General features: G+C 53.2%; 29 protein-coding genes. 20 read left to right on the plus strand and 9 right to left on the minus strand.

Annotation, left to right across the window (positions count from 1 at the left end):
- Positions 1–124: 124 nt before the first annotated feature.
- Positions 125–793, plus strand: coding sequence for an ATP-binding domain-containing protein (locus KA369_23440; protein MBP7738944.1), 669 nt, complete (start codon positions 125–127; stop codon positions 791–793).
- Here the strand turns inward: KA369_23440 and KA369_23445 are convergent.
- Positions 726–1,385 (minus strand): Crp/Fnr family transcriptional regulator, encoded by a 660-nt coding sequence (locus KA369_23445; GenBank protein ID MBP7738945.1) that lies wholly within the window; start codon positions 1,383–1,385, stop codon positions 726–728. The genes KA369_23440 and KA369_23445 overlap by 68 nt on opposite strands.
- A gap of 196 nt (positions 1,386–1,581) precedes the next feature.
- Here KA369_23445 and KA369_23450 point away from each other — a divergent pair, with 196 nt between their 5' ends.
- The 6 genes from KA369_23450 (at position 1,582) to KA369_23475 (ending at position 5,989) form a co-directional block, all read left to right on the plus strand.
- Positions 1,582–2,151 carry a DUF1349 domain-containing protein gene (locus KA369_23450; GenBank protein ID MBP7738946.1) on the plus strand — a complete coding sequence of 190 codons (570 nt, stop codon included), beginning with the start codon at positions 1,582–1,584 and terminating at the stop codon, positions 2,149–2,151.
- A 38-nt stretch (positions 2,152–2,189) separates the two neighbouring features.
- Complete coding sequence (locus KA369_23455; protein MBP7738947.1) at positions 2,190–2,570, plus strand: Rid family detoxifying hydrolase; 381 nt, start codon at positions 2,190–2,192, stop codon at positions 2,568–2,570.
- A 13-nt stretch (positions 2,571–2,583) separates the two neighbouring features.
- On the plus strand, positions 2,584–3,474 hold the full coding sequence (locus KA369_23460) for a PhzF family phenazine biosynthesis protein (protein MBP7738948.1): 891 nt from the start codon (positions 2,584–2,586) through the stop codon (positions 3,472–3,474).
- Between the two features lie 120 nt (positions 3,475–3,594).
- Positions 3,595–4,830, plus strand: coding sequence for a DUF438 domain-containing protein (locus tag KA369_23465; protein ID MBP7738949.1), 1,236 nt, complete (start codon positions 3,595–3,597; stop codon positions 4,828–4,830).
- Positions 4,831–4,941: 111 nt separating this feature from the next.
- A complete protein-coding gene (locus tag KA369_23470) occupies positions 4,942–5,277 on the plus strand; it encodes a cupin domain-containing protein (protein ID MBP7738950.1) in 336 nt (111 codons plus the stop codon).
- A 406-nt stretch (positions 5,278–5,683) separates the two neighbouring features.
- Complete coding sequence (locus KA369_23475; protein ID MBP7738951.1) at positions 5,684–5,989, plus strand: hypothetical protein; 306 nt, start codon at positions 5,684–5,686, stop codon at positions 5,987–5,989.
- A 136-nt stretch (positions 5,990–6,125) separates the two neighbouring features.
- Here the strand turns inward: KA369_23475 and KA369_23480 are convergent, their stop codons facing one another.
- Complete coding sequence (locus tag KA369_23480) at positions 6,126–6,680, minus strand: hypothetical protein (GenBank protein ID MBP7738952.1); 555 nt, start codon at positions 6,678–6,680, stop codon at positions 6,126–6,128.
- Between the two features lie 353 nt (positions 6,681–7,033).
- Positions 7,034–7,504 carry a hypothetical protein gene (locus KA369_23485; protein MBP7738953.1) on the minus strand — a complete coding sequence of 157 codons (471 nt, stop codon included), beginning with the start codon at positions 7,502–7,504 and terminating at the stop codon, positions 7,034–7,036.
- Positions 7,505–7,755: 251 nt separating this feature from the next.
- Here KA369_23485 and KA369_23490 point away from each other — a divergent pair, with 251 nt between their 5' ends.
- Positions 7,756–8,091 (plus strand): hypothetical protein, encoded by a 336-nt coding sequence (locus tag KA369_23490; protein MBP7738954.1) that lies wholly within the window; start codon positions 7,756–7,758, stop codon positions 8,089–8,091.
- A gap of 135 nt (positions 8,092–8,226) precedes the next feature.
- Here KA369_23490 and KA369_23495 read toward each other — a convergent pair whose 3' ends face one another.
- Complete coding sequence (locus tag KA369_23495; GenBank protein ID MBP7738955.1) at positions 8,227–8,448, minus strand: hypothetical protein; 222 nt, start codon at positions 8,446–8,448, stop codon at positions 8,227–8,229.
- Positions 8,449–9,153: 705 nt separating this feature from the next.
- On the opposite strand from KA369_23495, the gene KA369_23500 reads away from it, so the two are divergent.
- Entirely contained in the window at positions 9,154–10,551 is a 1,398-nt protein-coding gene (locus KA369_23500; GenBank protein ID MBP7738956.1) for a hypothetical protein, read from the plus strand.
- 149 nt (positions 10,552–10,700) lie between these two features.
- Here KA369_23500 and KA369_23505 read toward each other — a convergent pair whose 3' ends face one another.
- The 3 genes from KA369_23505 to KA369_23515 form a co-directional block, all read right to left on the minus strand.
- Positions 10,701–12,170 carry an ammonia-forming cytochrome c nitrite reductase subunit c552 gene (locus KA369_23505; protein ID MBP7738957.1) on the minus strand — a complete coding sequence of 490 codons (1,470 nt, stop codon included), beginning with the start codon at positions 12,168–12,170 and terminating at the stop codon, positions 10,701–10,703.
- A 9-nt stretch (positions 12,171–12,179) separates the two neighbouring features.
- Positions 12,180–12,638: a cytochrome c nitrite reductase small subunit gene (gene nrfH / locus KA369_23510; GenBank protein ID MBP7738958.1), complete on the minus strand. Its 459-nt coding sequence runs from the start codon at positions 12,636–12,638 to the stop codon at positions 12,180–12,182.
- 78 nt (positions 12,639–12,716) lie between these two features.
- On the minus strand, positions 12,717–13,373 hold the full coding sequence (locus KA369_23515; protein MBP7738959.1) for a hypothetical protein: 657 nt from the start codon (positions 13,371–13,373) through the stop codon (positions 12,717–12,719).
- A 197-nt stretch (positions 13,374–13,570) separates the two neighbouring features.
- On the opposite strand from KA369_23515, the gene KA369_23520 reads away from it, so the two are divergent.
- From KA369_23520 to KA369_23535, 4 genes are all read left to right on the plus strand, one after another.
- Positions 13,571–14,434 carry a 4Fe-4S binding protein gene (locus tag KA369_23520; protein MBP7738960.1) on the plus strand — a complete coding sequence of 288 codons (864 nt, stop codon included), beginning with the start codon at positions 13,571–13,573 and terminating at the stop codon, positions 14,432–14,434.
- On the plus strand, positions 14,400–15,089 hold the full coding sequence (locus KA369_23525) for a type 1 glutamine amidotransferase (protein MBP7738961.1): 690 nt from the start codon (positions 14,400–14,402) through the stop codon (positions 15,087–15,089). Before KA369_23520 ends, KA369_23525 begins: the two co-directional genes overlap by 35 nt.
- 186 nt (positions 15,090–15,275) lie before the next feature.
- Complete coding sequence (locus tag KA369_23530; GenBank protein ID MBP7738962.1) at positions 15,276–15,644, plus strand: nitrous oxide-stimulated promoter family protein; 369 nt, start codon at positions 15,276–15,278, stop codon at positions 15,642–15,644.
- 98 nt (positions 15,645–15,742) lie between these two features.
- Positions 15,743–16,012 carry a YkgJ family cysteine cluster protein gene (locus tag KA369_23535; protein ID MBP7738963.1) on the plus strand — a complete coding sequence of 90 codons (270 nt, stop codon included), beginning with the start codon at positions 15,743–15,745 and terminating at the stop codon, positions 16,010–16,012.
- A gap of 1 nt (position 16,013) precedes the next feature.
- Here the strand turns inward: KA369_23535 and KA369_23540 are convergent, their stop codons facing one another.
- Both KA369_23540 and KA369_23545 read right to left on the minus strand, forming a co-directional pair.
- Positions 16,014–16,385, minus strand: coding sequence for a DUF1992 domain-containing protein (locus KA369_23540; protein ID MBP7738964.1), 372 nt, complete (start codon positions 16,383–16,385; stop codon positions 16,014–16,016).
- Positions 16,386–16,605: 220 nt separating this feature from the next.
- Positions 16,606–17,655 (minus strand): hypothetical protein, encoded by a 1,050-nt coding sequence (locus KA369_23545; GenBank protein ID MBP7738965.1) that lies wholly within the window; start codon positions 17,653–17,655, stop codon positions 16,606–16,608.
- Positions 17,656–18,585: 930 nt separating this feature from the next.
- Here KA369_23545 and KA369_23550 point away from each other — a divergent pair.
- From KA369_23550 to KA369_23580, 7 genes are all read left to right on the plus strand, one after another.
- Positions 18,586–19,365, plus strand: coding sequence for an alpha/beta hydrolase (locus KA369_23550; protein ID MBP7738966.1), 780 nt, complete (start codon positions 18,586–18,588; stop codon positions 19,363–19,365).
- Between the two features lie 139 nt (positions 19,366–19,504).
- Entirely contained in the window at positions 19,505–20,515 is a 1,011-nt protein-coding gene (gene gap, locus KA369_23555; GenBank protein MBP7738967.1) for a type I glyceraldehyde-3-phosphate dehydrogenase, read from the plus strand.
- A gap of 54 nt (positions 20,516–20,569) precedes the next feature.
- Complete coding sequence (locus KA369_23560) at positions 20,570–21,325, plus strand: triose-phosphate isomerase (protein ID MBP7738968.1); 756 nt, start codon at positions 20,570–20,572, stop codon at positions 21,323–21,325.
- Positions 21,326–21,340: 15 nt separating this feature from the next.
- The gene (secG, locus tag KA369_23565) at positions 21,341–21,694 is read left to right on the plus strand and encodes a preprotein translocase subunit SecG (protein MBP7738969.1); all 354 of its coding nucleotides are present in this window, start codon (positions 21,341–21,343) and stop codon (positions 21,692–21,694) included.
- Positions 21,695–21,899: 205 nt separating this feature from the next.
- Positions 21,900–23,057, plus strand: a complete 1,158-nt coding sequence (gene metK, locus KA369_23570; protein ID MBP7738970.1) for a methionine adenosyltransferase — start codon at positions 21,900–21,902, stop codon at positions 23,055–23,057.
- Between the two features lie 130 nt (positions 23,058–23,187).
- Positions 23,188–23,328 (plus strand): hypothetical protein, encoded by a 141-nt coding sequence (locus KA369_23575; protein MBP7738971.1) that lies wholly within the window; start codon positions 23,188–23,190, stop codon positions 23,326–23,328.
- A gap of 59 nt (positions 23,329–23,387) precedes the next feature.
- Positions 23,388–24,917: a hypothetical protein gene (locus tag KA369_23580; GenBank protein MBP7738972.1), complete on the plus strand. Its 1,530-nt coding sequence runs from the start codon at positions 23,388–23,390 to the stop codon at positions 24,915–24,917.
- The last annotated feature ends 242 nt before the right edge of the window (positions 24,918–25,159 follow it).

Here is a 25,159-nt window from a genome sequence, read left to right on the forward strand (position 1 = left end):
AGTCGGTGAAGTATTGGATGTTTATCTCTGGGTGTTTGAGGTTGAATCGGTCTTTGGCGGTTAAGGGGGAAATGGACGAATTTGAGATTTTGTTAGGTTGGGGAATGATGGGGGTGAGTTCGCCGTGGGCGACGACTGGCAGTCCATCTATGGCTTTCGTGGCGCAGCCGTTGAATACATCCTGAACATGAGGCGTCATTTCCCCGATGCCCGGATACACCGCCTCACGGTAAACTACCGATCACGGAAGGAGATCGTATCCCTCGCCAGCGGATTCATCAAACATAACAATCACCGCACCAGGAAGCGCCTTATATCGAGCCGCGGTAAGGGGGGGGTGGTCCGGTTTTACAGGGTCCTCGACTTTGACGGGGAAGCTGACGCCGTCAGGGAGATCATTGCGGGCCATGCCCCGGACCGGACCCTGGCGGTCCTCTACCGCAACAACTGGCAGGGGAGGTTCTTGAAAGAGCGCCTCGGCGGGGAAGGGGCCGCCGGCGTTTTTTTCATGACCATGCACGCGTCCAAGGGACTTGAGTTCGACAGGGTCGTCATCTCAGGGGTGTGCGATTCGGTGCTGCCGGACGGGGACAACGACATCGAGGAGGAGCGGAGGCTCCTCTTCGTCGCCTGCACCAGGGCCCGGGACGAGCTCCATGTCATCGTTCACGCCGACGACGAGGGAGGAGCGAGCCTCTTCGGCAGGGAGCTGGGAATCGCCGTCGCTAATCCTCGTACTGCCCGTCCCAGAAGTTGTCCGAAAGCGAGAGCCTGTTCCCTTCCCATTGAATGATGCGCCGGCCGGCGAGTCGCTGGAGGAGCCGCGAGAAGGTCTCCGGTATGGTGCCGATGGCGGAGGCGAAGTCTTTTTTGGACAGGGTTATTTCATAGACCTGCTTCTTGCCGTAATGGTCCGCCAGGAAGCGGAAGAAGCGCTCTTCGACGTCGTACGCGGCAAGGTATAGTATCCTGCCGGCGAGGTACCGCTGCTTCTTCATGAGCACGGATATGAAATCATCGCGGAACTCGGCGTTGCCGAGGAGAGTTTCAAAAGCTGACCGGTCCATCGAGAAGAGCACCGATTCGGAGAGGGCCGTGGCGCTGACGGGATAGCGGTCTTTCTCGAACAGTATCACCTCGGCGAAGATCTCTCCCGGCGACGGGAGTTTGACGGTGACCTCCCTGCCGTCCGGCGCGCTTTTGAAGAGACGCACGCTTCCCTCGACCATGATGAAAAAGGACGAACCCTTCTCGCCTTCCAGGAATATCATCGTGTTCTGCGGCACTTTCATGATCCTCCCCATGGAGGCGATCTTTTTCGCCGAGGCGTCGCTCATGCCGCTGAAGAGCTCAGATTCTTTTAGAAGCGATTCGATTTGTGCCATTGTATATGGCGCCTCCATTAGATTGATAACTGACAAACGGAACCGGGAAAAAACGAGATGTCGGATTCGCCAATATCATACTATAGTAATAAAGCCCGACTCAAATATTAATTATTGTTGAAAGAATATCGATTATATGTCAAGAGAATGTTTATCTTGAAGTCGCATGACGCATCAAATTGCTTAAGAGGCGGCCATGGCTTATGAATTAATGAATACCGCGGCGAAGCTTGATGTCAGCGGAGATGATATTGTTATCGAGGCGTCCGCCGGCAGCGATTTTTTCATTGATGGCGGTACCGGCGTCGCAAAGACAAACGCCCCGTTCTATCACCGGGAGGTCCAGGGCGATTTCGTGCTGCGGTGCCGGGTGCAGCCGTTATTTCTTGAGACCTATGACGCGGGGTGTATCTGCGCCTATGAATCGCCTGACCGATGGATAAAGCTGGCCTTTGAGAGAACCGACCTGGGCTATGAATCCGTTGTGACCGTGGTAACGGATTCGACATCGGACGATTGCAACGGCGAAAGGATCGAGGGAGAGAGCCTCTGGCTGCAGATAGTCCGAAAGGATAACATGTGGTGCCTTCACCACTCGTCGAACGGCCGTGACTGGAAGATGTCTCGGTATTTTTTCATGGAAATGGAAAAACAGATAAGGATAGGATTGGTCGCTCAATCACCGGTGGGCAAGGGATGCGTGGTGCATTTCTGGAACCCCGCCGTTGAGAAAGAGATATATGGCGATATTCGATCGGCCCGTTAATAGCTGAGATCTTGCCGATCATTCATGAGGAGATGACTATGGATAGAACTATTGTTAAGACCGATAAGGCGCCAGCGGCGGTCGCGGCGTATTCGCAGGCCGTCAAGGCCAACGGGTTTATCTTTGTTTCCGGGCAGCTTGGCCTGGATCCCGGGTCCGGCACGCTGAGCGGCGGCGGCGCGGCGGCCCAGGCTGAGGCGGCGCTGCGAAACATCCGGGCTATCCTTGAGGCCGCGGGCAGCGACATGGCCAAGGTCGTGAAATGCACGGTACTCCTGGCCGATATCGCCGACTATCCCGAGGTTAACAGGGTCTATGCGACGTTTTTCACGAAGGATCCACCGGCAAGGGCCGCCTATGCCGTGGGAAATCTTCCCCTCGGCGCCCGTGTCGAGATCGAAGCGATAGCGCTTGCCTAGGGGAGGCCGCGCCATGAATGGGATACGGTTTTTCATGACCGATGTGTTCGGCGGCGAAAAATACTCCGGCAACCAGCTCGCGACCTTTCTTGACGGCGGGCGGCTGACGGAGCGGGAAATGCAGCGGATCGCGCGGGAGTTCAATTTTTCGGAAACCACCTTTGTCCTGTCGGATAAGAAAGAAAGCGGGGGATATGCCGTCAGGATATTCACTCCGGGAAAAGAGATCGATTTCGCCGGTCATCCGACCCTCGGCACGGCCTACATTATCCGGCGACATCTGATCAGGGATCATGCGGATGCGGTTGTCCTCAATCTCAGGATCGGCCGGATACCGGTATCGTTTTCCGGAAGCGATGGTTCGGGACCCCTCTGGATGGATCAGGCGGAGCCCCGTTTCGGCAAGGTCTTCGATGCAGCGTCGACAGCAGAAATGCTGCGCCTTCCGGCGGATGCCATCGATGGACGCTTTCCGGTCCAGGAAGTTTCCACGGGCCTGCCCCACATGATAGTCCCCTTGCGTAATCTGGAAGCGTTGCAAGAGGCGTCGCCGGACAAAGAGCGATATTTCGCGATTATCAGGGACGTTCCGGCAAAATGCGTGTTGATATTCTGCCCCGAGGGACGTGACGGGAGCCATGGCGTGAGCGTGCGCATGTTTGCCGATTACCTGGGAATTGCCGAGGATCCCGCCACGGGGAGCGGCAACGGCTGCCTGGCCGCGTACCTGTCCCATCATCGGTTTTTCGGATCGGACCGGGTTGATCTCAGGGCCGGGCAGGGCCATGAGATCGGCAGGCCGTCGCTTCTCATGCTGAAGGCCCATGAAACCGATTCCGGCGGGACGGCGGTATCGGTCGGTGGCAATGTGATCCCCATATCTGAAGGCACCTGGTACCTATGAGAAATCGTTTTCTCTCTTGACCTGGGTCAATGATGTCGGTATCATTATCGTGTATCATGTAAAACATAACGGGCTGCTACTCGCTCTGAGAGGGGTACGGCCCCAGGAGGGGAGTAAATCATGAGTGAAATCATCAATAACGCTGAGCAAAAACGGAGGACCCTGAAGGAGCTCATCCTCAAGCTCCACCGGGGGGAAAATCCGGAGCAGGTGAAGGCGGAGTTGCGGCAGGCCCTTGGCAAGATCCCCTACGATGACGTCGTGCGGGTCGAGCAGGAGCTGATTGCCGAGGGGCTTCCCCAGGAGGATGTGGTGAAGCTCTGCGATGTCCACACTGCGGTGCTGGACGGAAGCATCGACCAGTCCGGTGCGAAGACCGTGCTGCCGGGACACCCGGTCCATACCTTCAAGGAGGAGAACCGGGCCCTCGAAAGAGAAATCGCGGAACTGGAGAAATTCTATCACGGCGCCCCGGGCGGCGCCGATCATGAACCCACCCAGGACATTTACTACGCCATCATCCAGCATTTCAACAGGCTCATGGACGTGGATAAGCATTACAAGCGCAAGGAGAACCTGGTGTTTCCCTTCCTGGAAAAGCACGGGATCACGGGGCCGCCGGCGGTCATGTGGGCCAAGCATGACGAGGCGCGGGGGCTGATGAAAAAGGCGTTGCAGGTGCTTCATGCCGGGCTCGGGAACAAAACCGAAATACGCTGGCTCATGCCGGAGCTGCAGGCCGCGACACAAGCCATCACGGACATGATCGTCAAGGAGGACAACATCCTCTTCCCCATGTGCCTGGATTCCCTCACCGAGGCGGAGTGGTACGACGTGTACCGCCAGGGTCCCGAGATCGGGTATTGCCTGTTCAACCCTGTGGACCAATGGAGGCCGGCAGGGGTTGCGGCCGATGATTCCGGTTCCCCGGCAGGGGAGAGCGCCGGCGGAAGGATAATCCTGCCCACGGGCAGCCTGTCGGTCAGGGAGCTCGCCGCGCTTCTCGACACGGTCCCGGTGGACATCACCTTCGTCGACGCGGACGACACCGTCCGCTACTTTTCCCAGGGGAAGGACCGGATATTCACCAGGAGCAAGGCCATTATCGGCCGCAAGGTACAGCAGTGCCATCCGCCGGCGAGCGTCGCCACGGTGCAGAAGATCATCGACGATTTCCGCGCCGGCCGGCAGGAGAGCGCCTCCTTCTGGATAACCCACAAGGGGCGTTTCATCCTCATCGAATACTTCGCCATGCGCGACGAGCAGGGGACCTACCTGGGAACCATGGAGGTGTCCCAGGACCTGACGGACAAGAAGAAGCTCGAGGGGGAGCAGCGTTTGTTAAGTTATAAGTAGCGGCACGGCACGCCGTGTCGCGATAGGCACGCCGTACTGCTGCAGGCAATCGTGCCCTGGGAGCCGCGAACAGCCCCGGTAATGATATTATATAATACAAGGAGTATATCCATGAAAGATAATCCGGCAAGTGAATACACAAAAGAAGGCCTGGCCCTTGACGGTCTTGTAGCATACCAGGACGGTTCCGTGGTGAGCCGCACCGTGATAAACAATCCCTCCGGCACAGTCACCCTCTTCGCCTTTGACAGTGGCCAGAGCCTTTCGGAGCACACGGCCCCCTTCGACGCCCTCGTCCATATCCTTGACGGGAAGGCGGAAATAACCATATCCGGGAAGCCCCATCTGCTGACGAAGGGGGAGATGATCATCATGCCCGCGAACCAGCCCCATGGCCTGAAGGCCCTTGATAAGTTCAAGATGATGCTGGTTATGATAAAGGGGTAGGATTGAATTGGCGCCGGAATCCGCCGGTTTCAGGAACCACCCCCCCCACCGCGAAGGGAATGATGGAGATGTCATTCCCTTCGCTTTTACATTCCCCGTGGCCATGGCGCTTTTTTATCAAGAATAATACTCAATCTTCCGAACATGGTTATGGGTGACATTTGATTGTACTTCTTGCGGTTATTTTTTCTGTTATTATTCATCAAAGGGAGGCTGGATTGCTTCTCTGATTTATCAATGTAACCCACGCCCTGCCGGCGAGATGTCAGGCTCTGCCGGTAGTCTATGATGGGGGTGTGCCTCTGGACCCCGAATCATTGACGGGGAAGCTTATTGCATCCTTCGAATAGCACATAAAGGGAAGAAATTCCTTGAAAGTGATATTATATAATGGGGAAGAGGCACTATGAAGAAAAAAGCGAAATCAGTAAAAAAGGCAAAGGCTAAGAAGAAAGCAGCGAAAAAGCCGAAGGCAGCTTTGAAGAAGGTCAGAAAAACCGCTAAAAAAGCTGTTAAGAAAAAAGTAATTAAGAAAAAAGCTGTCAAGAAAGCTGTTAAAAAGGCCGGCGGGAAAGCCGTCGGGAAAACCGTAAAAAAGAAAACAGCGCGAAAAGCGGTCAAGGGAAAGCCCGCAGCCGCAGCAACAAAAGTTTCCAAATTACCGATGACTGATAAGATCCTTGCGTATATCAGGAAAATTGACGGCAGATAAAGAGCGGGATACGCGTTTATTGAGGGGAGGGTGCTCCGCCGCGGGCGTCACCCTCCCGTAGCAATACGTTCTGTTCTTGCCCCTGCATCGGCGGGATGGAATGTACGTACAGTAGCGGTTTTACGGGCCTTGACATTCACCGCAGGTGATGCTGCCAGTAGGTCCTGTATCGTTCCATCCACTCCTCCCCTGACCGGGCATGGAAGTCGTCACGGACCTTTTTCTCCAGTTTTTTCTGCGCCCTTATCACCGTGGCGCTGATCATCGGGCTTTCGATGTTTTCGTCCTCCCCAACCCCCATGGTCCGCATCAGTTTTTCTATTTTACCGCCAAAGAGCCGGAAGAAGGTGTCGTCGAGGGAATTCATGAAACAGATGCCGGCGGGCATGTTCTTTGATAAGACATGCGCCTCCCTTGAGTAAAGGGGATAGTGCTCCAGGAAAACCGCAATCTTGTTGTTGAGATCGTAGAGCCCCAGTGAATCGGCCATTCGTATCGGTATGTTAATGTGATTCTCTTCAAAACAGCGGTTGAAGATCAATTGTGTCTCCTCAAACCATGCAACGCATAGGTCTGTTTTGTTTTTTGCCAGGTAGTCAGCGGCGCCTTTGAGTTTTGCCGCCCTGTTAAGCCAGACGAGATCGATTCGCGGGATGGCTGCATCCCTATTGAAAAGGTCCATTATGCCCATGGGTCATTACCCTCCCTGTCGGTTGATTTCATTTTAAGTTTTTCAAGTAAAGGGTATCATGCATTCCATGAGCTGTCAAACAGATCATGTCTATGTGACTTAGATAATGAAGATCGTTATGGTAACCATGGGCCCCGGCCTGTTCTCGTTCAATCATCGATGGCATGGACCCGTTTCTAATCAGCCTCGGTGTGATTTGTCGGATGAGTACGGAATATAGGGATTTTTGATTATTGATATGATGCTGCTTCGACAGGATACAGAAACCGGCGCTCAGCCTGAGCCGGGCGCCGGTATGGTCTGCGCAATGATATTCGTTTTACCCGTGAAAAATGATGCTGATAAACCGTGCGTTACTTCGGAACGACCCTGAAGGAAACGCGGCGCTGGCAGTCGCCCATCTTGCCGCATTTACCGCTCATCATCGTCCCGGCTACGCCTTTCTGTGTTAGCTTGGGGTCCCTGACGCCTTTCTCTTTGAGCCTGTCAAATACCATCTTGGCCCTGGCTGCGCTCAGGTTGTAATTCTGGGGCGCGGTTATCCCGCCCTCGGCATCGGAATGGCCGGTCACCTGGAGGACCCAGCCCCCGGGCACCTTGGGGAGAACTTCCTTCACGACCGGGATGGCAATGGTGAGCTTGAAGTCCCAGGTCGCGTTTGATGAATCCTTACCTGAGGGGAATCCCGTAATGGTAACCGTTGAAAGCGATTTGTTAAGCTCGTCCACGGTCTTGTTGCCCGTCGGTTTGATGTTTTCCCCTCCGCAGGAAGCCAGGGCGATTGCTGCTGATACGGTAATACATAAAAGGAATGCTTTTTTCATGGTAGTTACTCCTTTTAATAAAATATTATAGGGGCATTTTATCGTTCCCAATCTGATTGGATTGAAAAACGAGTATAACAAACATACCCTGTTTTAGCCGTAATGTCAATGAATTTACAGTGAAATATTTGCCTGTTAAGAATCACGCTGAAGTGCGGGCCGGATAGTTCTTGACTAATTCATTTGCTCGACTATTCTCCAAAATTGCGGAAGACAATCGTCGTTAAAATCCAATTAGGAGATACACGGGGATGAACATCATTCGAAATGCGACAATTTTTCTGATGGCCGGTTTTATCATTCTGATTGCTTTCGGCTGCAAGAAGTCTTTTGTCGATCAAATGGCAAAAGTCGAGAAAAAGGCGTGCGCCTGCGCGGATAAAGGCTGCGCCGATGGAGCTTTCAAGGACCTCATCGATGTTTACGATGGCTTCATCAGATCAAAGGCCAACACGACGCTGCCCACCGAAGAATTGACGAAGTTTTACGTGAGTTACGGCAAAACGGTCGGCTGCCTAAAGGACAGGGGAGTCCCTTTTGAATCCATAACGGCTGAGATCAATAAAGTCATTGATAAGTACCGCTGACGGTACGGCCCGTGGGTGCGGCAGGTTCGTGCGATGGCTGCCATGGCGCGTTGCAGAAAAAAGCCCCTCGGTGGGCTTTTTCTGTTTTCGGCGGAGCATGCATTCACGGTTTTTCTACAGGGCAATGGCAATGGTTTATGAGAACCTGGGGGGCGATTGCATTGAAAATGCTCCTTCGCGCTGTGAAAGGATATTCCGAACAAGATGTTGCACTTCCTTGTACGTGATATTTTCGTTCTGCAGCCGGCATTCTTTGTAAATCTGATGTTCGAATTCATCCCTGCTTATGGTCCCATGTTCCAGCCGCTGCAGCCAATACCGGATCCAGAGCATCTGGTAATTATTGAATTTTTTCATGAAAGACCCTCTCGCTGTAAAAATGATCCTTTTGGGATACCGTAATAAGTCGTGAACCATGGTAGATCGGTACGCATTTTTTTCTTGCTATTGTGCGTCAGCGACACTATGGTATCAAATGTTGAGGGAATTTGTGCAATTCGATGATATTATTTCTCGATTGTGGTGCGGTTTGCCATATTGAATAGGATTCTTTCTCTCATATTTAACTCCCTTGAATGGCTTGTCCCTCTCGTGGGGATGACCCGCCTGGGCGCGGCTGCATGGTGGGCGGTGGGCCGGTTCTTTCACGGATGATGCTGATTGCGTATCCATGAGGGAACGTCCTGCTTCGATTTTACGTGGCTCTCCCAATATTCTTCCCTCGATTTTGTTATTTAAATATAAAGGATTACACCATTGCCTGTGACCTGAGGCGATGACAATTATTGTTGAAAATCGCTATTGTTTCTACCCCACGTTCCACTTATATTATCAATGGTGATACCGATGATTCATGGAAAATGACCGGCAACTCCATGTTCAATGATTTTTATTTTTTAATGGTGTTCACTTTCTATGCTGTTCGGCGAGACGGTAAAATGGAAAATATAACCGGAATTGACAATCAGTATATGAACCGCCCCGGATTACCAGCCCGCGCCTCAATCGATAATTATAATATTTACATATGACATACGGGAGGAAAGGACAATGGCATACGATATGAGCTATGATTCAAAAAAGGATATCGCAGCACAGTATAAAAGCAAGCTCCGCACCGCGGAAGAGGCAGCACGATGCGTGAAATCGGGCAACTGGGTCACCTACGGCTTTTTCAACGGCAGGCCGATGGCCTGCGACAGGGCCCTTGCCGCGAGAAAGGATGAGCTGGACAATGTGCTTGTCGGCGGCGCGGTCACCATCCCGCCGATACCGGAGGTCGTATCCAGAGACCCCGAGGGAAAAACATTCACCTATGTGGACTGGCATTTTTCCCTCCTCACCAGGCTCATGAAGATGCAAAACCCGTATTCGGTGAATTACTGCTCCATCGTGTTCGGGGAAACGGACTGGGGCTGCGCCCACCATTACGGGCCCGCATATGACCCGACAAAGACCGGCCTGCGGCTCCAGGATGTCCACATTCTGAGGGCCTCACCCATGGATGAAAACGGGTATTTCAATTTCGCCATATCAAACGCCTGCATGCTAAGCTGGTGCATGGCCAAGAAGCTCATCGTCGAGACCAATGCCAACATTCCCCGCGGCCTGGGCGGCGCCCGCGAATCGGTTCACATCTCCCAGGTCGATTATGTTGTCGAGGGCGAGAACGAGCCGATCTTCGAGCTTCCGCCCATCGAGGCCACAGATATCGAACGGCAGATTGCGGGCCATGTGTTCAGGCACCTCAAGGACGGCTGCTGCGTCCAGCTCGGCATCGGCGGCATGCCCAACGTCCTGGGCCACATGATCGCCGAGAGCGACCTGAAGCACCTCGGGGGCCACACCGAAATGCTGGTGGACGCCTACTACGAGATGTACATGTCGGGCCGCATGGACAACTCCCTCAAGGATGTGGACCGCTTCAAGACCGTGTACACCTTCGCCCTGGGAAATCGCAAGCTGTACGACTGGATCCATAACAATCCGGCCCTTGCATCATATAATGTCGGATATGTGAATGATTACGATGTGATCAAGAGCATTGACAACTTTATTTCCATCAACCAGGCCATCGAGGTTGACCTGTACGGGCAGGTGAACGCTGAATCGAACGGGTTCGACCAGATTTCCGGAAACGGTGGCATGCAGGATTTCGTTCTTGGCGCCTACCGCTCAAAGGGAGGCAAGAGCTTCATCTGCCTGCCGTCGACCTATACCATGCGCGACGGAACGGTCATATCGCGTATCCAGCCGTTCTTCAAGCCGGGGACGATCGTGACGATCCCGAGGCAGATGCCGCAGTTCATCGTCACCGAATACGGCTGCGTCACCCTGAAGCTCGACGCGGTGTGGATGAGGGCGGAGAAGCTGATCAGCATCGCCCATCCCGATTTCCGCGACGACCTCATCAAGGCAGCGGAAAAGCAGAAGATATGGCGGCGGTCCAATAAGATATAACATGGAAGCATCTTATGAGAGAAGCAGGTCTGTGGCAGTCCATTTGTCCCGGTCTGGGTAATATCTCTTTCTTGCAGGTCGCCTTTGGCGATTAATAAAAAATATTAAAAAAGCCGGGGAGGCGCTTCCCCGGCTTTCATGGTTCACTATCAATACCCCTTGGCCCCTTCAGGCGTAAAATAACTTTCCATGTCGAAGGGGTCCTTGAACATCTGGTCGCGCTTGAACCCCAGCTTTTTCTCGCCGCGGTTGTTCAGGTAATTGGCCAGCTGGAGGTTGATCGGATCGGGCGCTTCCGCTCCCGCCTTTAAAAGGATCTGCCGAAGGACAGACTCGGCCTTGAACGAAAAGGCGATTGCGTCTCCCAGGACACGACCCGCCTCCGGAGGATTGTGGAATCCGCAGGAGTTCTCCGCGCCCACGAAGACGATCCGCAAAAAGGCCTGCAGGTAGAAATTTTTCGCCTTCTGGTAGAGACCCTGGTCGATGGCTTTCCCGGCGTCGCGCTGGGCGTGGACCAGCTCGAAGAGCTTTGTCACGGCCGCAGCGGCAAAACCGGCGCGGTTATGAAGGGAGATCGTGCGGTCCTGGATGGCGAATACCTGGTCCTTCAGCCATGACGCGGATTCGGTATGGCACTGCGAGCAGGCCCGCATGTCGGCCTTGAGCGGGCTCGTCACGTTGTGATCGGATATCTTGTAGGAGCCGCTGCGCTTGTAGGGCATGTGGCAGTCTGCGCAGGCCACGCCCGCCTTCCAGTGGACGCTGTCGCGGCTGTAAAACTCGAATTCGGGATGACGTATGTAGGGCAAGGCAAAGCCGGTGACTTTCTGTTTCCATTCGATGCGCTGATAATCGGTGAGCAGGTCCTTGATGATGGTCTCGATGGATATGTCGCCCCATTTCCCGCCGGTCCAGGGCGGCATGACGTCGCCGGATACTTTCATTTCCTGGTTCCGCGGCACGTAGTAGGTCATGTGGCACTGGGCGCAGGCCATGACACGCGCCTCCTGGCGGGTGAGGTCCTTCTTCCCGATCATCTCAAGGCCCCGGGTGATATGGGGCTTGTTTGTTATGAGTCCCATGTCGCTGTTCTTGTGGCAATCAATGCAGGAAGGGCCGGTTTCGCGCATTTTCTTCGGCAACATGTCGAGGGCGTCCTTGAATTTCGCCGTCAGGTATTTCATGCCGTGCTTCTCGGTGAAGGTTTTATGGTAGGGCGATTTGCAGGCCAGGCACACGCCGCCGGCCTTGGTCCGGGACTGGTCGATCTCGATCTGGTCGATCACCGCGTAGTAGTGGCCCCGCGGCTCGTTGTATTCAATGCCGAAGCCCCAGCCGTTGTAGAGGAGGGCGGTGTAGGGATACTCGCTCAGCTTGTCGTATACGATCTTGTCCGTATCCCAGCCGCGCTTGTACTTTGTCTTGCCCGTCGGCTTCGGTTCCCTTGTTTTGAGCCACGATTCATATTCGAGGGGATAGACCTTGCCCCACTCCTCGGGATCGAATTCGCCGTCTTTTACGAGCCCGGCCTTGATCGGCTGGGGTTCCGGGGCGCACCCGGCCATTAAAGATACACAGAGCCCGAAGGCGATACAGATCATCCAGTACTGTTTCATGGTGTTCTCCTACCTGATATCGGAATAGCTGAATTCGTTGAGCTTATGATTTATTCTGCGGTGGCAGGACCAGCAGTTCTGTCCGTCGGTGCTGATGCGCGAAACCATTTCACCGTGGCACCGCACGCAGTTGGCCTTGATGACTCTCCGGGCGTGTCCCGTGGCGGTGATGTAGTCCGGATAAACGCCGCTGAAGAATGAGACGACGTCCTTGGTGCCGTCGATTCCCTTCCAGATGAGGTGATTGACTTCATTGTTGTTGGGAAGGTGGCAGTCGACGCACTTGATGTTCCGGTGGACCCCGGTGAGGAACCAGACCTCGTATTGCTCATGCATGGGGTGACAGGCATTGCAGAAAGCCGGTTTCGATGTCTGGTCAAGGAGACCGTGGGGTGAAAAGGCGATGAGGGCGAGAATGACAAGGGCGCCGGCGCCGATGGCATACTTTTTCAAGGTCATCTGTATCATCTGACACCCCTGTGAATAAAATATACTTGAGATAGGGGTACGGTATGCCGTACCCTGCAAATCAAGTGAGAATTGGAACTACTCTGCTATTTCACAGATGCAGAGAATATGTCGTGTATTATTGCATGTGGGTACGGTGTATCTGATCCAACCTGCATCTGTTCGATTTGATATACCGCAGATGCCTCTATAAGCGATATCGTTAGATTGAAATACATTGCAGTCTTTGACGGTATCAGCGTCTCCTGTTTCTTTTGATGCGGACCACCATTCCGTTTCATCCGGAAGAACACCGGCAGCATATAATGTCATATTTATAAAACCGTCAAGTAAATCGTTCCAGTTGTTTGCGATAAGTGATTTACCATCAGGCCCATAGATTTTACCACACCGGTTATAATTATAATTATTTGGCATATTGGATATTGAATTGGGTTGTCCCAGTGAGATAAAGGCATGAACTTTAGTTGCACCTACAGGCTTATTTGAAGATGCTTTGCACATGTTATCTTGTGTAACTAATGTAGGCACCATAAATCCATCAGATGTCGAGCCATCGTAGAGGATATACTTCGTAGTCGCAGGACAAAATAGAAGCAGGGGCAGTAATTGCGATGTACTGTCCTTTTTTTTATCGTTATCACAGGCGATAATCATGATTACTGATGCGAATACGATGCATGCGGATACCATCTTTAAAATAAGGGAATCGTTCATATTATTGAGCCTTTCCATCAAAATTAGAAATCCTGATGTATGTTATCCGTCTTTGTTGGAAAGTCAACAATTAATGTGCGTTCTTGGCCGGGAAAATATCGAAAAAACATGTTTCTTGACCTGCGTCAATGCGATAAATGCGAGGTTGTCGTATATTATTTGCATTGATTGATACAAATCGATATGACATTAAACCATTCAACCGGGAGGATATCATGAAACGAAGCATCATAACAATAGACGAGGAAAAATGCAACGGCTGCGGCCTCTGCGTGCCTGACTGCCCGGAGGGGGCCCTCCAGGTGATCGACGGTAAGGTCCGACTGGTGAGCGATCTCTTCTGCGACGGCCTCGGAGCCTGCCTTAAGACCTGTCCCGAGGGTGCGCTGACCGTTGAGGAGCGCGAGGCCGAGCCCTACAGCGAGCGCAGGGTCATGGAGAACGTGGTGAAGCACGGAGCCAATGTGATAAAAGCGCATCTCCATCATCTTAAGGAACATGGCGAGATAAAATATCTCCGTGAAGCGGTGGAATATCTTCAGGAAAAGGGGATCCCGATTCCGCACCATGAGGAAGCGTCACAGGCCGGGCAGCCCTGCGGATGCCCCGGATCGGCGGCCATGGACATGAGGGAGAGGAATCCGCAGAAGGACGCCGGAGGCCTCCAGGCGCCAGTGGAGTCGGAGCTCCGCCAGTGGCCGGTGCAGCTGAAGCTCCTCAACCCGGCCGCCCCCTATTTCGACGGCGCCCATCTGCTCCTGGCGGCGGATTGCGTTCCCTTTGCGTACGGCAATTTTCACAGGGATTTCCTTTTTAACAGGATCGTAATAATGTTCTGCCCCAAGCTGGATCCGTATATCGAAGAATACGTTGACAAACTCGCGGCGATTTTTTCAATGCATGAGATAAAATCAATAACCGTTGCCCGTATGGAAGTTCCCTGCTGCGGCGGCGTGAATGTGGTCCTTGAGCGGGCGATGGCGAAGGCGGGAAAACAAGTGCCGGTTCGGGAGACGGTTATCGGAATAAGGGGGAACATACTTCATGAGGATCCATTGCCTGCAGCACGTGCCCTTTGAGGGGCCGGCATATCTTGAATCGGTTGCCCGTTCCCGGGGGGCTGAGATTTCCGTGACAAGGCTCTTCGACGGGGAGCCTCTGCCGGGGCCCACCGAGTATGACCTCCTGGCGATCATGGGCGGTCCCATGGGAGTTCATGACGAAGGAAAATACCCCTGGATGAAGCAGGAGAAAAAATTCATCGGGGAAGCGATCAAAGGCGGGAAGAAGATTGTCGGCATCTGCCTGGGTGCCCAGCTCATTGCCGATGTCATGGGAGCGGCCGTGTATAAGAATAGGTACCGTGAAATCGGCTGGTTTCCGGTCACGAGAACCGGCGGAGCCGTGGCATCCGTCATTGGCGCGGTTCTCCCGGAGCGGTTCACAGCCTTTCACTGGCACGGCGATACCTTCGATATACCCGCAGGGGCGGTCCATATCGCCGAAAGCAATGCCTGCAGGAACCAGGGATTCGTGTATGATGATAGGGTGGTGGCACTGCAGTTTCACCTGGAAGCGACCCCGGAAAGCGTCAAGGCCCTCCTGGATAATTGCCTGGATGAGCTTGACGGGACCATGTTTGTCCAGGGTGAGAAGGATATTGCCGCTGATCTATTTTTTGGAGAGTGCAATCAGCTGTTCGGGAGGATTTTTGATACACTGATGGCGGTTTGAATCGATAGTTATCGGTATCTGATGAGCCGCTGGTTTTTCGAGCCGATAGTTATCGGTGAACACTTGTTAAGATTTCTATACCGGCTTATATCGAGGTGTCAGAGTAAATCATAAATTTTTAAAGAATTTATGACTTCAGATAGTTATCGGTTGAACAGTATTTTTTCAGGTGCCAGAGTGAATCTGATGGAACAAAAAGACGACAAAATAAAAAAAATGATCAGCGATTCTGAAGTGCTGGCAGAATTTATCAATATTTATTGCAGCGACAACCACAGGGACCGTGATAAGGCCCCGGTTGTTACCGCCGGCGCAGTGAGTCGCTGCCTCGAATCGATCGATTACTCCTATTGCGAAGAATGCCGCAGGCTCCTTCTCTACGCTGTGTCAAAGCGCGTCCTCTGTCCCTTCGACCCGAAACCTGCCTGCAAGAAATGCCCGTCCCACTGCTATGGCCCCGGGTACCGCGACAGGATCAGGGAAGTGATGCGCTATTCCGGGATGCGTCTCATCAAGCGTGGCAGGTTCGGCCTTATCAGGAAATATTTCTCTTAATCATTGACGGAAAAATGATTGCCCATAGGGCGATGCGATTGTGGGATAGTCATGATGGCCGTCCATGACACGGCTTCGTCATTTAACAGGAGCATCACATGATAGAGATCCGGTGCAGGGCCGGATGCGGCGCCTGCTGCATAGCCCCGTCCATATCATCGCCGATACCCGGCATGACCGGTGGAAAGCCCGCCGGCGTCCGGTGCGTCCATCTCACATCCAATAACCTGTGCGGGATCTTCGGGCGGGATGATCGTCCCGCCGTGTGTAACGCCCTCAAGGCGTCAAAAGAGATGTGCGGCGATACCTTCGAGGAGGCACTTTCGTATCTGGCGTCCCTGGAAGCCGCCACCAGGCCTTCTCGATAAATCAGGATTTTCCGAGCTTTTCCATTATCTTTTCGTGGTATTCGGGGAGGAAGACCTTGCCGGTCCGCTTTTCCATCAGCATGTTGTAGCGGAGCTGCTTCTCGTTCAGCTTTACCCTGAGCCTGACCTTGTCCTCGTCGGCCGCGCAGATCCTGAGGAGCTCGTTGATGGATGATATTTCCTTTCGAAGCTCGATCTCCTCAGGCACGATCCCGGCGATTTTCATGATCTTCATGGCCATGCGGAGCTCCGGCGACACGTTATCCAGGCCGTCCGGCGGAAGGGGCTTCCCCGCCAGGGGATTGTTGTCGAATTCGCCCCGCTCCATTGCTTCGACGATCTTGCGCTCCGCTACTATTTCAAAGGCGTACATATGTTTGCGTCCCTTGAGACAAAAATAATAATACCACCGGTATCGGTCAAATAAATTTCCGGTTATGGGCGGCTGCGCCCTTCGACAGGCGGTGGGTGAGACTTTCGACGTCGCCCAGGACAAGCCTGCCGAACCGTCGAGGCGCAGGATTGCTGATCGGTTTCCAGGATTGAATTCCCCTGCGGCAATGCCGGGTTTCATCACCGCAGGGATTGCGGTCTTATTCAGGAAGGGTGATGCAGCTCAGCTTGTTCCCGTAGCTGGAATACATTTCGTAGAGCATCCCTTTTTCGGTGACAAGGAGCTCGTTCGCCTTGAACTGGGGAGTTTTGCCGAAATGAACGGATGATGGATTGGCGAGCTTGCCGCTTCCCAGCCTTGTTTTAGCGCCATCATTCTGGTTTATCATGATGATGGAGCTCAGTAAATAATCGGCAACGGCGATGTATGTCCGATTCTTATACACGCCGATGTCCAGATCATCAAAAAAGCTGAGGGCCGAATGCACGACCTCGATCGTGCCGGGTTTGCCGTTTATTATTTCGACTTTCTTCACCTTGGCCGGTTTTAAAGAGGTGAGGGCAAAATCAGTGAAGTAAAGAGTGCTTCCGCTGATGGCGACTCCGTTGGGCGACAGGCACCCGTCCTTGTGGTATATCCATCGTTCCTGCGATACTACGGGCGTCTCGTCTCCGGTAATGGTGAACTTGATGATGCCTCCCTGGGGCAGGAATGTCTGGTCAGCCACATACAGGTTTCCCTCAACGTCGGCAGCCATGCCGTTGGGCAATAGTGCGCCCTCAATGACGCACAGGGATTCAAAAACGGGGGGACCCGCCACGCTGATGTCCGCCCTCAGTATCTCTTTATTCATCATGGCATCGGTAAGAGCCTTCAGGATGGTCACGATATCTCCGGAAGCTAATAATGAATTGAAGTCCAATGATGGAAGGGTATTCTTGATGGAGGCATGGACAACGTAGAGCCATTTGCCTGACTGGGCGATCCCGCCAAAAAGACCCTGGGTGTCGGTAAAGAGCTTGGTGACAGTGCCGCGGTCCGTTATTTCACAGATGCATGTTCCGTCCGTGACAAACAACCGCCCCGTGTCCGTGAAGAAGGCATTTTCAGCGTCAGGGACCAGCTTGATAAGGGTCTCGATCTTAACGACGGAAGGAGATGCATTTGCTGATGATGTTGTTGATGCAGCACGGCTTTCCTCGTCCACAATCAGGCCATCAATGACCGTCTCGGTGGGTATCTTTTGCATTGTGCAATCCTGTGTTTCCGCTGTACCTTTATTATCAGAGGACGTTGTGCCAAGAAGGAAGGGAATCATTGATCCTCCCTTGTCTTCCTGACAGTATAGGCTTGAAATAAGGATACAGATTACAAATACAGGGCCAACTTTTCTTGATAACATTAATGATTTATCCTCCACTTTGATCATTTTTTATGTCTGGATGATGCCGATAGTTATCGGTAATAATGGGGCTCAGAGGGACTTCCCAAATGATAGTTATCGGTAAACAAAAAAATCAACAAACCGTCCATGCGGTATGTAATATTTTTTCTATATTAATTCCTATGTATGTTTAACCTTCCTATCAATTTCCTTGAGATCCTTCATTATATCAGGATAGTTTTAAATTTCTTCCATATTTATGAATTACTATATTTTATTTATATTCGGAATTATGAGTTATAATGAATCACGGTGCCAGAGTTAATTCATTACTAACCAAGAGTCAAAATATTCCTGCCGGCAAAAATTTACTATTGACATAAATTCCCCATGATTTTAGTTTACATCCATCAGGGTTGTATCCATTTTGTATGTGAAGGAGCCTTTCGATGGATCAGATAGTATTGAATTTTGTCAGGAATTATCCCACAGCCATACATCACACTGTCTGGATCTGCGTCATTGCCGGAAGTTTTGTGGCCATATGCGGCTGCATCCGCTTTGGCATAGCAGTGTGGAGACGCCATATGGGGATTTATCCTCCCGCAACCAGCATGATGGAAAAGCATTAATAGAAATCTAATCATTCCTGTTTCTCTTTACCGGTAATGGGATTGACGCATGTTTCATCCATTGTTATCGATTCCCGTCCATTGATGGCGGGAATTTCTGTTTTTTGGATTGACAGGGAAAATCTCCCCGCAAAGGTATCCCATACATTTTTATAGACCATCCATGAGAAAGAACGAGCTGACAACATCGTCCCGCTGGGGAACCCTGTCGTACCGCAAGCAGGGAGATTTCCCCGGCCCGGCCATCATACTTATCCACGGCGCCGTGGGGGACTCCCGCCTGTACCGTTTTCAGATCAGGCATTTCGGCCACCGGTTCAAGACCATAGCCCTGGACCTGCCGGGGCACGGCAATTCATATAACGGCGTGAAGCCCTCCCTTGACGATTTCATCTATGCCATCGAGGATATCATCAAGGAGGAAGGCATTTCCTCCTACGTTCTCATGGGCCATTCCATGGGAGGAGGCGTGTGCCTCGAGGCGTGCCGCCGCCGTCTCTCCGGCATGATCGGGATGGTGCTGGTGTCGACCTCCGCGGTGCTCCCCATATCCGATGTGCTGGTGGATATAATGGAGCGCGACGACATGAACGCCCTGGCCGACATGATCGTCGGCGCCGTGTTCAGCCGGAAGATGGAAGTGCTTATCGGATTTGCCCGGAAAGGCCTCCATGAAATGGACCGGAACGTGATCCTTACCGACATGGAGATTTGCAGGGGCATGGACTACACCGGGATCCTGGGAAATATCGATATCCCGGTTCTGGTCATAGCCAACAGGGGTGACAAGGTCATCAATTGCGATTCCACGACGGCCCTTGCCTCGGGTATCCCCAATGCCCGGGTGGTCGTCTTTGACCATAGCGGTCACGTTCCGTTTTTCGAAAATCCCCATGGCTTCAACGATGCGGTGGACGCCTTTCTCGCCGATTGCCTTAAATGACCGGCCGGAGCCATTTAAATGAATGAAATACTTGACAAATCCGATATTATTTAACAATTTATCATAAGCGTTTAATCCGTATTCCAAAATCCCACTCTCAGCATGGGTACCATTCTAATAAAACCAACGGGGGAAAAGTATGGCTATCAAAGTCTCTATTAATGGTTTCGGACGAATCGGACGTTGCGTTTTGCGCGCCGTATACGGCAATCCCGCCGCCTATGGCGACATCGAAATTGTCAGTATCAATGATCTCACCGACTCAAAAACGCTCGCGCACCTGCTTAAATATGATTCCGTGTTCGGCATTTTCGACGGGACGGTTTCGAGCACCGCTGATTCCATTGTCGTTAACGGCAAGAATATCAAGATCCACTCCGAGAAAGACCCGACAAGCCTTCCCTGGAAGGCCGAGGGCATCGACGTCGTCGTCGAGTCCACCGGGCGTTTCCGCGACAAGGCGAAATGCTCCCAGCACATCGGCGCAGGGGCGAAGAAGGTCATCATCACCGCGCCTGCCAAGGATGAGGACATCACCATCGTTCTTGGCGTCAACGAGGATAAGTATGACAAGAACAACCATCATATCATATCCAACGCCTCATGCACGACAAACTGCCTGGCGCCGGTCGTTAAGGTCATCCACGACAACTTCGGCATCCAGAAGGGCCACATGACCACCATACACTCGTACACCAACGACCAGCGCCTGCTGGACCTCCCGCACGAGGACCTGAGAAGGGCCCGGGCTGCGGCGCTATCCATGATCCCGACCACGACCGGCGCGGCCAAGGCCGTGTCATTGGTCATGCCGGAGCTCAAGGGCAAACTGGACGGCGCTGCCATCCGCGTCCCCACCCCCAACGTATCGGTGGTGGACTTCGTCGCTGTTGTGAAAGAAAACACGACCGTGGACAAGGTCAACGCGGCTCTCAAGGAAGCGGCGAACACCAAGCTCAAGGGGATCCTTCTCTTCTGTGAAGAGGAGCTGGTATCGGTCGATTTCCTCGGAAACGCCCATTCGTCCTGCGTCGACGCGGCGTCAACCAAGGTCATCGAAGGGAACCTCGTCAAGGTCCTGAGCTGGTACGATAACGAGTGGGCATATTCGACACGCGTCCTCGACCTGATCAAGTATATCATGAAGTAAAACCCTCACCCCAACCCCTCTCCCGCGGGGAGAGGGGCATATAAAGGAGCGCACATGACACGACGTGAAATATTTGCCGGAAACTGGAAAATGTATAAAAAAAGCGGCGAGGCGATTGACCTGGTGAAGGGCCTCCTCGCCGGTATTGACGGGATCGGCGGCCGGGAAGTCGTCGTTTTCCCCCCGTCTCCCTGGGCGAAGGAGGTGGCGCAGCTCTGCCGCGGATCGAAGATTTCCGTGGGGATGCAGAACATGTATTTCGATCAGGAAGGGGCCTTTACGGGGGAGGTTTCGCCGGTCATGGTGAAGGATGCCGGGTGCCGGTATATCCTTATCGGCCATTCCGAGCGGCGCCACGTTTTCGGAGAGACGGACGAGGAAGTGAATAAAAAGGTCAGGGCCGCCTTTAAGAACGATATCGAGCCGATGATCTGCGTCGGTGAACTCCTGGAGGAGCGCGAAAAAGAGTTGACCAATGAGGTGTTAAAGCGGCAGGTGGAAAAGGCCCTGGCGGGCGTTTCCGCGGCGGAGATGAAAAAAGTCGTCATTGCCTACGAGCCGGTCTGGGCCATAGGAACGGGCAAGGTCGCCACGCCTGAGATCGCCGACGATGCGCACCGCTTTATCCGCCAGATCGTGAAGGACCTGTATGGCCAGGAAACCGCGGACGCCCTCCCTATTCTGTACGGCGGATCTGTCAAGCCGGACAACATCGCCGGTCTTCACATCAAGGAGAACATAGATGGCGTCCTGGTGGGTGGCGCGAGCCTCAAGGCGGATTCGTTCCTGGACATCATACGTGTTAAATAATTGTAGCGAGGCTCTATGGGAATTATCATAACTGTCATATCGGTCTTATTCTTGATACTCTGCGTCCTGCTGGTGGTGCTCATTCTGCTCCAGTCGGATAAAAGCGCCGGCATGGGCATCCTGGGCGGTTCAAGCCAGTCCGCCTTCGGATCTTCGACCGCCGATGTCATCACCAAGGCCACCGGGATAATGATCGGCCTCTTCATGATCGGTTCTCTCGGACTGGCCGGGCTGGAATCGGCGAGGATGGATTCGCTTAAAAAAGATCTTCTTAAAACAGAGTCAAAGAACAAGGGCCTGATAAAAGGCGAAGAGAAGAAACCCGATCTGAACAGCAATGCCGATAAAGGCACGCCCGTAAAGAAATAACGAATATACATCTCGCATCCACTGGAGATTATCGAGGGCACCTCTGAACATGGGAATTATCATAGTGCGAGCTTTGATAATTCCGGCTGTATCATGAACGTGCCCATGGGGGAACATCCGGATTTTATTTTTAAAAGTTTCCTCAATAAAAACAGACCTCGTCCGAGGTTGAGGTCTGCCCATATTTATTAAAGGAGTTTGTAGAATGGTTAGCAAAGACTATATCTTTACGTCTGAATCGGTATCCGAGGGGCATCCTGACAAGGTCGCGGACCAGATCTCCGATGCCATGCTTGACGAGCATATCAAGGGCGACAAGAAATCAAGGGTGGCCATGGAAACGCTGGTTACCACCGACAGGATCGTGCTGTCCGGCGAAATAACATCGTCGCAGGCGGTTGATTACGACAAGGCGGCGCGGCAGGTGGTCGCCGATATCGGCTACACCGACGCGGACATCGGCTTCGACGCCAAGACCTGCAAATGCGAGATCTACGTGCATACCCAGTCCCCGGACATCTCCCAGGGCGTCACCGAGGGCCAGGGCCTCTACTCCGAGCAGGGCGCCGGGGACCAGGGCATGATGTTCGGATACGCCGTGGCGGAGACCACGGAGCTGATGCCTATGCCGATATCCCTTGCCCACAAGCTGGTGAAGAGGCTGGCCGACGTGCGGCGCAGCGGCGAGCTGAAGTTCATCCGTCCCGACTCCAAGTCGCAGGTCACCATCGAGTACGTCGACGCCAAGCCGAAGCGCGTCGAGGCGGTCGTCATCTCGACGCAGCATACACCGGAGGCAAGCCACAAGGAGATCACCGAGGGCGTAATCGAGACGACCATCAAGAAGATCATCCCGGCCGATTTCATAGACAAGAACACGAAAATATATGTCAATCCCACGGGGCGCTTCGTTGTGGGCGGTCCCCACGGTGACACCGGCCTCACCGGCCGCAAGATTATCGTCGACACCTACGGCGGCATGGGCCGCCACGGCGGCGGCGCCTTTTCCGGCAAGGACCCCTCCAAGGTCGACCGCTCCGCAGCCTACATGGCGCGGTACATCGCCAAGAACATCGTGGCTGCCGGGCTGGCCTACCGCTGCGAGGTGCAGCTGGCCTACGCCATCGGCGTCGCCGATCCCGTTTCAGTCCTTGTCGACACCTTCGGGACCGGCACGATCTCCGAGGAAAAGATCAGCGAGCGGGTGCGGAAGGTCTTCAACCTTAAGCCGGCCGGCATCATTCAGATGCTCGACCTCTACAGGCCCATTTTCAGGTCCACTTCCAACTACGGGCATTTCGGAAGGGAAGACGCGGGATTTGTCTGGGAAAAAACGGACAAGGCTGCTGCGCTGAAGGGCTGATCCTTTCAGGGTTTTTTATTGAAATGAATGGGGCTGTGTCAAACAGCCCCATTTTCATATGAAGTGATAAGGTATCCCCGCTTTTTTCCGATAATATTAATGATATGTTAATTGTCACGAGGATGCCTTTATGAAAGAGATCAAACTGAGAAGCTATGCCTACCGGTGTTCATGCGGGTATGAGGTGAGAGTTTTTCTCGATTCCGGGACGCCCCAGGAAACGTACTCTTGCAGAATATGCAGCTCCGTCATAAAACGCAAGGAGCTCTGAAGCGCCCCGCGTCGCCATTCTTCTCAGGGAACCCATTGTTAACTACTGCGTGCCAGGTAATGAAAAGAACGGTAATCCTACTGTGCGCCATCGCCATCGCCGCGCCGGCCTTTCTCCATTCGCAGGAAGCCGCCGAAAAAGAGAGGGCGCGGATTGAAACCGGTGATACGAAGCAGGATAAAAAAGCCTCTTCCGACAGGGCCGAAAAGAAGAACGACCGGAAGCCTGCCAATTTCAATGTCGATGCCATGGTTCTCTATGGACAGTATAACCGCATGCTCTGGCTGGGCAGCCTCACCCAGAGCTTTGAAAATTTCACCTACCAGTTGAACTCGAATTTCAACCGGTCCAACGATTTCGGGTACCGGAATTCGGGCTATTACGACAACGAGATCGGCTTTACAGGGGAGGCTGACATCACCGAAAAATGGAAGATGACCCCGGAAGTCGAGGTGAAAAACGAATCCCACGGCATGTTCAATAATCCCTTCTACAGCAGGGAGGAAAAGGACAGGGTCGAGCTGAAGATCAAGAACGATTTCAAGCCGATGCCGACGCGATGGAACCTGAATCTCGGCGGCGCCTATTTCACCCATCGCCTCGACTCGACGCAGGTTCCCGATGTCTTTACACTGAAACCGTATCATTCCGCGGATTTTTACAAGATCAACGCCGAATTCGGATGGCAGTATATCTGGTCCGCTGCGAACCGGCTCGCTTTCAACTCGAAGTTTTCCCATTATTTTTTCAAAGCGCCCTATGATTACGATTCATGGGTCGCCAACGAGTTCACATGGAACTTCAACCTGTCGGAATACTTCAAGTTCGGCCTCGGGCCGCAGTACACCTACAACCGCGACCGCGGGCATTTCGTTTCCGGGAGGATCGATGCGTCGACCGTGAAGGTCAGGTATTTCTCGGCGGGCGCCTCCTACGTGTACGAGCTCGTTCCGTTCACCCCGGAAAACTTCTATTTTAACCGGCGCTATGTCAAGCCGGCGTACAACCTCATGCCGGGCAAGGGCCACCACGCCGAGCTTAACCTCGGCATCGACGTGTCGACCAGCAGTGAAAAGCCGTTTTACGTGAAGACGTTCAGGATCAAGGCTGCCGGAACCTTTGTCACCAACGACCGGTATTACGCGTACTTTTCCCTTCCCGAGCTTGTGCTGTCCACCCACCGGATGAAGATCGAACAGGCTGGAGCGCGGTGCGAGACCTCCATCGGTTTCGCCATATACTCAAGCTCCCTTGAGCTGGGCGGAAAATATGAATATACCTATTCGTACGCCAGCGATTACGTGACGTACCAGCCGGTTCATCAGGGGAACGGTTACATCCGCCTGAACGTGTACCGGTTTGAAACCGAGTTCAGCACCGGATACCGCGGGAGGATGCACACCAGCCCCTTTTACCGCGTGGAATTGAGCCCCGCGCTGACGGGCTCCCTCTATCTCCAGGTGCGGGTGCTCGACTCGTTTTTCCTGTTCGGCCGGATCGACAACATATACAACACGCGGTACAGCACCGTCTATATCTATCCCGAGCAGGGCCGCAGCGTCATCGGCGGACTGAGGATTATTATATAAGAGGGCAGCCCAGGGCTTGGGTCTCACTCTTAAGAGGTTCGCGTCGATATTCCCCGGTATGGCTGCATCTTTCTGTAACCAATAAATCGGGGTTGACACATAGAAACATGATGGTGTGCCTATATTTGGCAGCCGGTCTTATATATTCTTGACATTAAACGATTGACATACTATCTGTGCACAACAGTCGAATGAACCTGCGCACAGGAAAACAGCCGGGCCCTGCTGCCGGAATAATAGGT

The sequence above is a fragment of the Spirochaetota bacterium genome, from assembly GCA_017999915.1.
Lineage (GTDB): Bacteria > Spirochaetota > UBA4802 > UBA4802 > UBA5550 > RBG-16-49-21.

Excerpts from the sequence above, each read along its gene's own strand:
- nrfH (MBP7738958.1), bottom strand. The coding sequence starts at position 12,638 with ATGATACAGATGACCTTGAAAAAGTATGCCATCGGCGCCGGCGCCCTT.
- KA369_23470 (MBP7738950.1), top strand. The coding sequence starts at position 4,942 with ATGAAAGATAATCCGGCAAGTGAATACACAAAAGAAGGCCTGGCCCTT.
- KA369_23550 (MBP7738966.1), top strand. The coding sequence starts at position 18,586 with ATGAGAAAGAACGAGCTGACAACATCGTCCCGCTGGGGAACCCTGTCG.
- KA369_23520 (MBP7738960.1), top strand. The coding sequence starts at position 13,571 with ATGAAACGAAGCATCATAACAATAGACGAGGAAAAATGCAACGGCTGC.
- KA369_23545 (MBP7738965.1), bottom strand. The coding sequence starts at position 17,655 with ATGCAAAAGATACCCACCGAGACGGTCATTGATGGCCTGATTGTGGAC.
- KA369_23540 (MBP7738964.1), bottom strand. The coding sequence starts at position 16,385 with ATGTACGCCTTTGAAATAGTAGCGGAGCGCAAGATCGTCGAAGCAATG.
- KA369_23465 (MBP7738949.1), top strand. The coding sequence starts at position 3,595 with ATGAGTGAAATCATCAATAACGCTGAGCAAAAACGGAGGACCCTGAAG.
- KA369_23560 (MBP7738968.1), top strand. The coding sequence starts at position 20,570 with ATGACACGACGTGAAATATTTGCCGGAAACTGGAAAATGTATAAAAAA.
- KA369_23525 (MBP7738961.1), top strand. The coding sequence starts at position 14,400 with ATGAGGATCCATTGCCTGCAGCACGTGCCCTTTGAGGGGCCGGCATAT.
- secG (MBP7738969.1), top strand. The coding sequence starts at position 21,341 with ATGGGAATTATCATAACTGTCATATCGGTCTTATTCTTGATACTCTGC.
- KA369_23485 (MBP7738953.1), bottom strand. The coding sequence starts at position 7,504 with ATGAAAAAAGCATTCCTTTTATGTATTACCGTATCAGCAGCAATCGCC.
- KA369_23575 (MBP7738971.1), top strand. The coding sequence starts at position 23,188 with ATGAAAGAGATCAAACTGAGAAGCTATGCCTACCGGTGTTCATGCGGG.
- KA369_23490 (MBP7738954.1), top strand. The coding sequence starts at position 7,756 with ATGAACATCATTCGAAATGCGACAATTTTTCTGATGGCCGGTTTTATC.
- KA369_23500 (MBP7738956.1), top strand. The coding sequence starts at position 9,154 with ATGAGCTATGATTCAAAAAAGGATATCGCAGCACAGTATAAAAGCAAG.
- KA369_23480 (MBP7738952.1), bottom strand. The coding sequence starts at position 6,680 with ATGGGCATAATGGACCTTTTCAATAGGGATGCAGCCATCCCGCGAATC.
- KA369_23455 (MBP7738947.1), top strand. The coding sequence starts at position 2,190 with ATGGATAGAACTATTGTTAAGACCGATAAGGCGCCAGCGGCGGTCGCG.
- KA369_23475 (MBP7738951.1), top strand. The coding sequence starts at position 5,684 with ATGAAGAAAAAAGCGAAATCAGTAAAAAAGGCAAAGGCTAAGAAGAAA.
- KA369_23460 (MBP7738948.1), top strand. The coding sequence starts at position 2,584 with ATGAATGGGATACGGTTTTTCATGACCGATGTGTTCGGCGGCGAAAAA.
- metK (MBP7738970.1), top strand. The coding sequence starts at position 21,900 with ATGGTTAGCAAAGACTATATCTTTACGTCTGAATCGGTATCCGAGGGG.
- gap (MBP7738967.1), top strand. The coding sequence starts at position 19,505 with ATGGCTATCAAAGTCTCTATTAATGGTTTCGGACGAATCGGACGTTGC.
- KA369_23580 (MBP7738972.1), top strand. The coding sequence starts at position 23,388 with ATGAAAAGAACGGTAATCCTACTGTGCGCCATCGCCATCGCCGCGCCG.
- KA369_23515 (MBP7738959.1), bottom strand. The coding sequence starts at position 13,373 with ATGGAAAGGCTCAATAATATGAACGATTCCCTTATTTTAAAGATGGTA.
- KA369_23450 (MBP7738946.1), top strand. The coding sequence starts at position 1,582 with ATGGCTTATGAATTAATGAATACCGCGGCGAAGCTTGATGTCAGCGGA.
- KA369_23505 (MBP7738957.1), bottom strand. The coding sequence starts at position 12,170 with ATGAAACAGTACTGGATGATCTGTATCGCCTTCGGGCTCTGTGTATCT.
- KA369_23495 (MBP7738955.1), bottom strand. The coding sequence starts at position 8,448 with ATGAAAAAATTCAATAATTACCAGATGCTCTGGATCCGGTATTGGCTG.
- KA369_23445 (MBP7738945.1), bottom strand. The coding sequence starts at position 1,385 with ATGGCACAAATCGAATCGCTTCTAAAAGAATCTGAGCTCTTCAGCGGC.
- KA369_23535 (MBP7738963.1), top strand. The coding sequence starts at position 15,743 with ATGATAGAGATCCGGTGCAGGGCCGGATGCGGCGCCTGCTGCATAGCC.
- KA369_23530 (MBP7738962.1), top strand. The coding sequence starts at position 15,276 with ATGGAACAAAAAGACGACAAAATAAAAAAAATGATCAGCGATTCTGAA.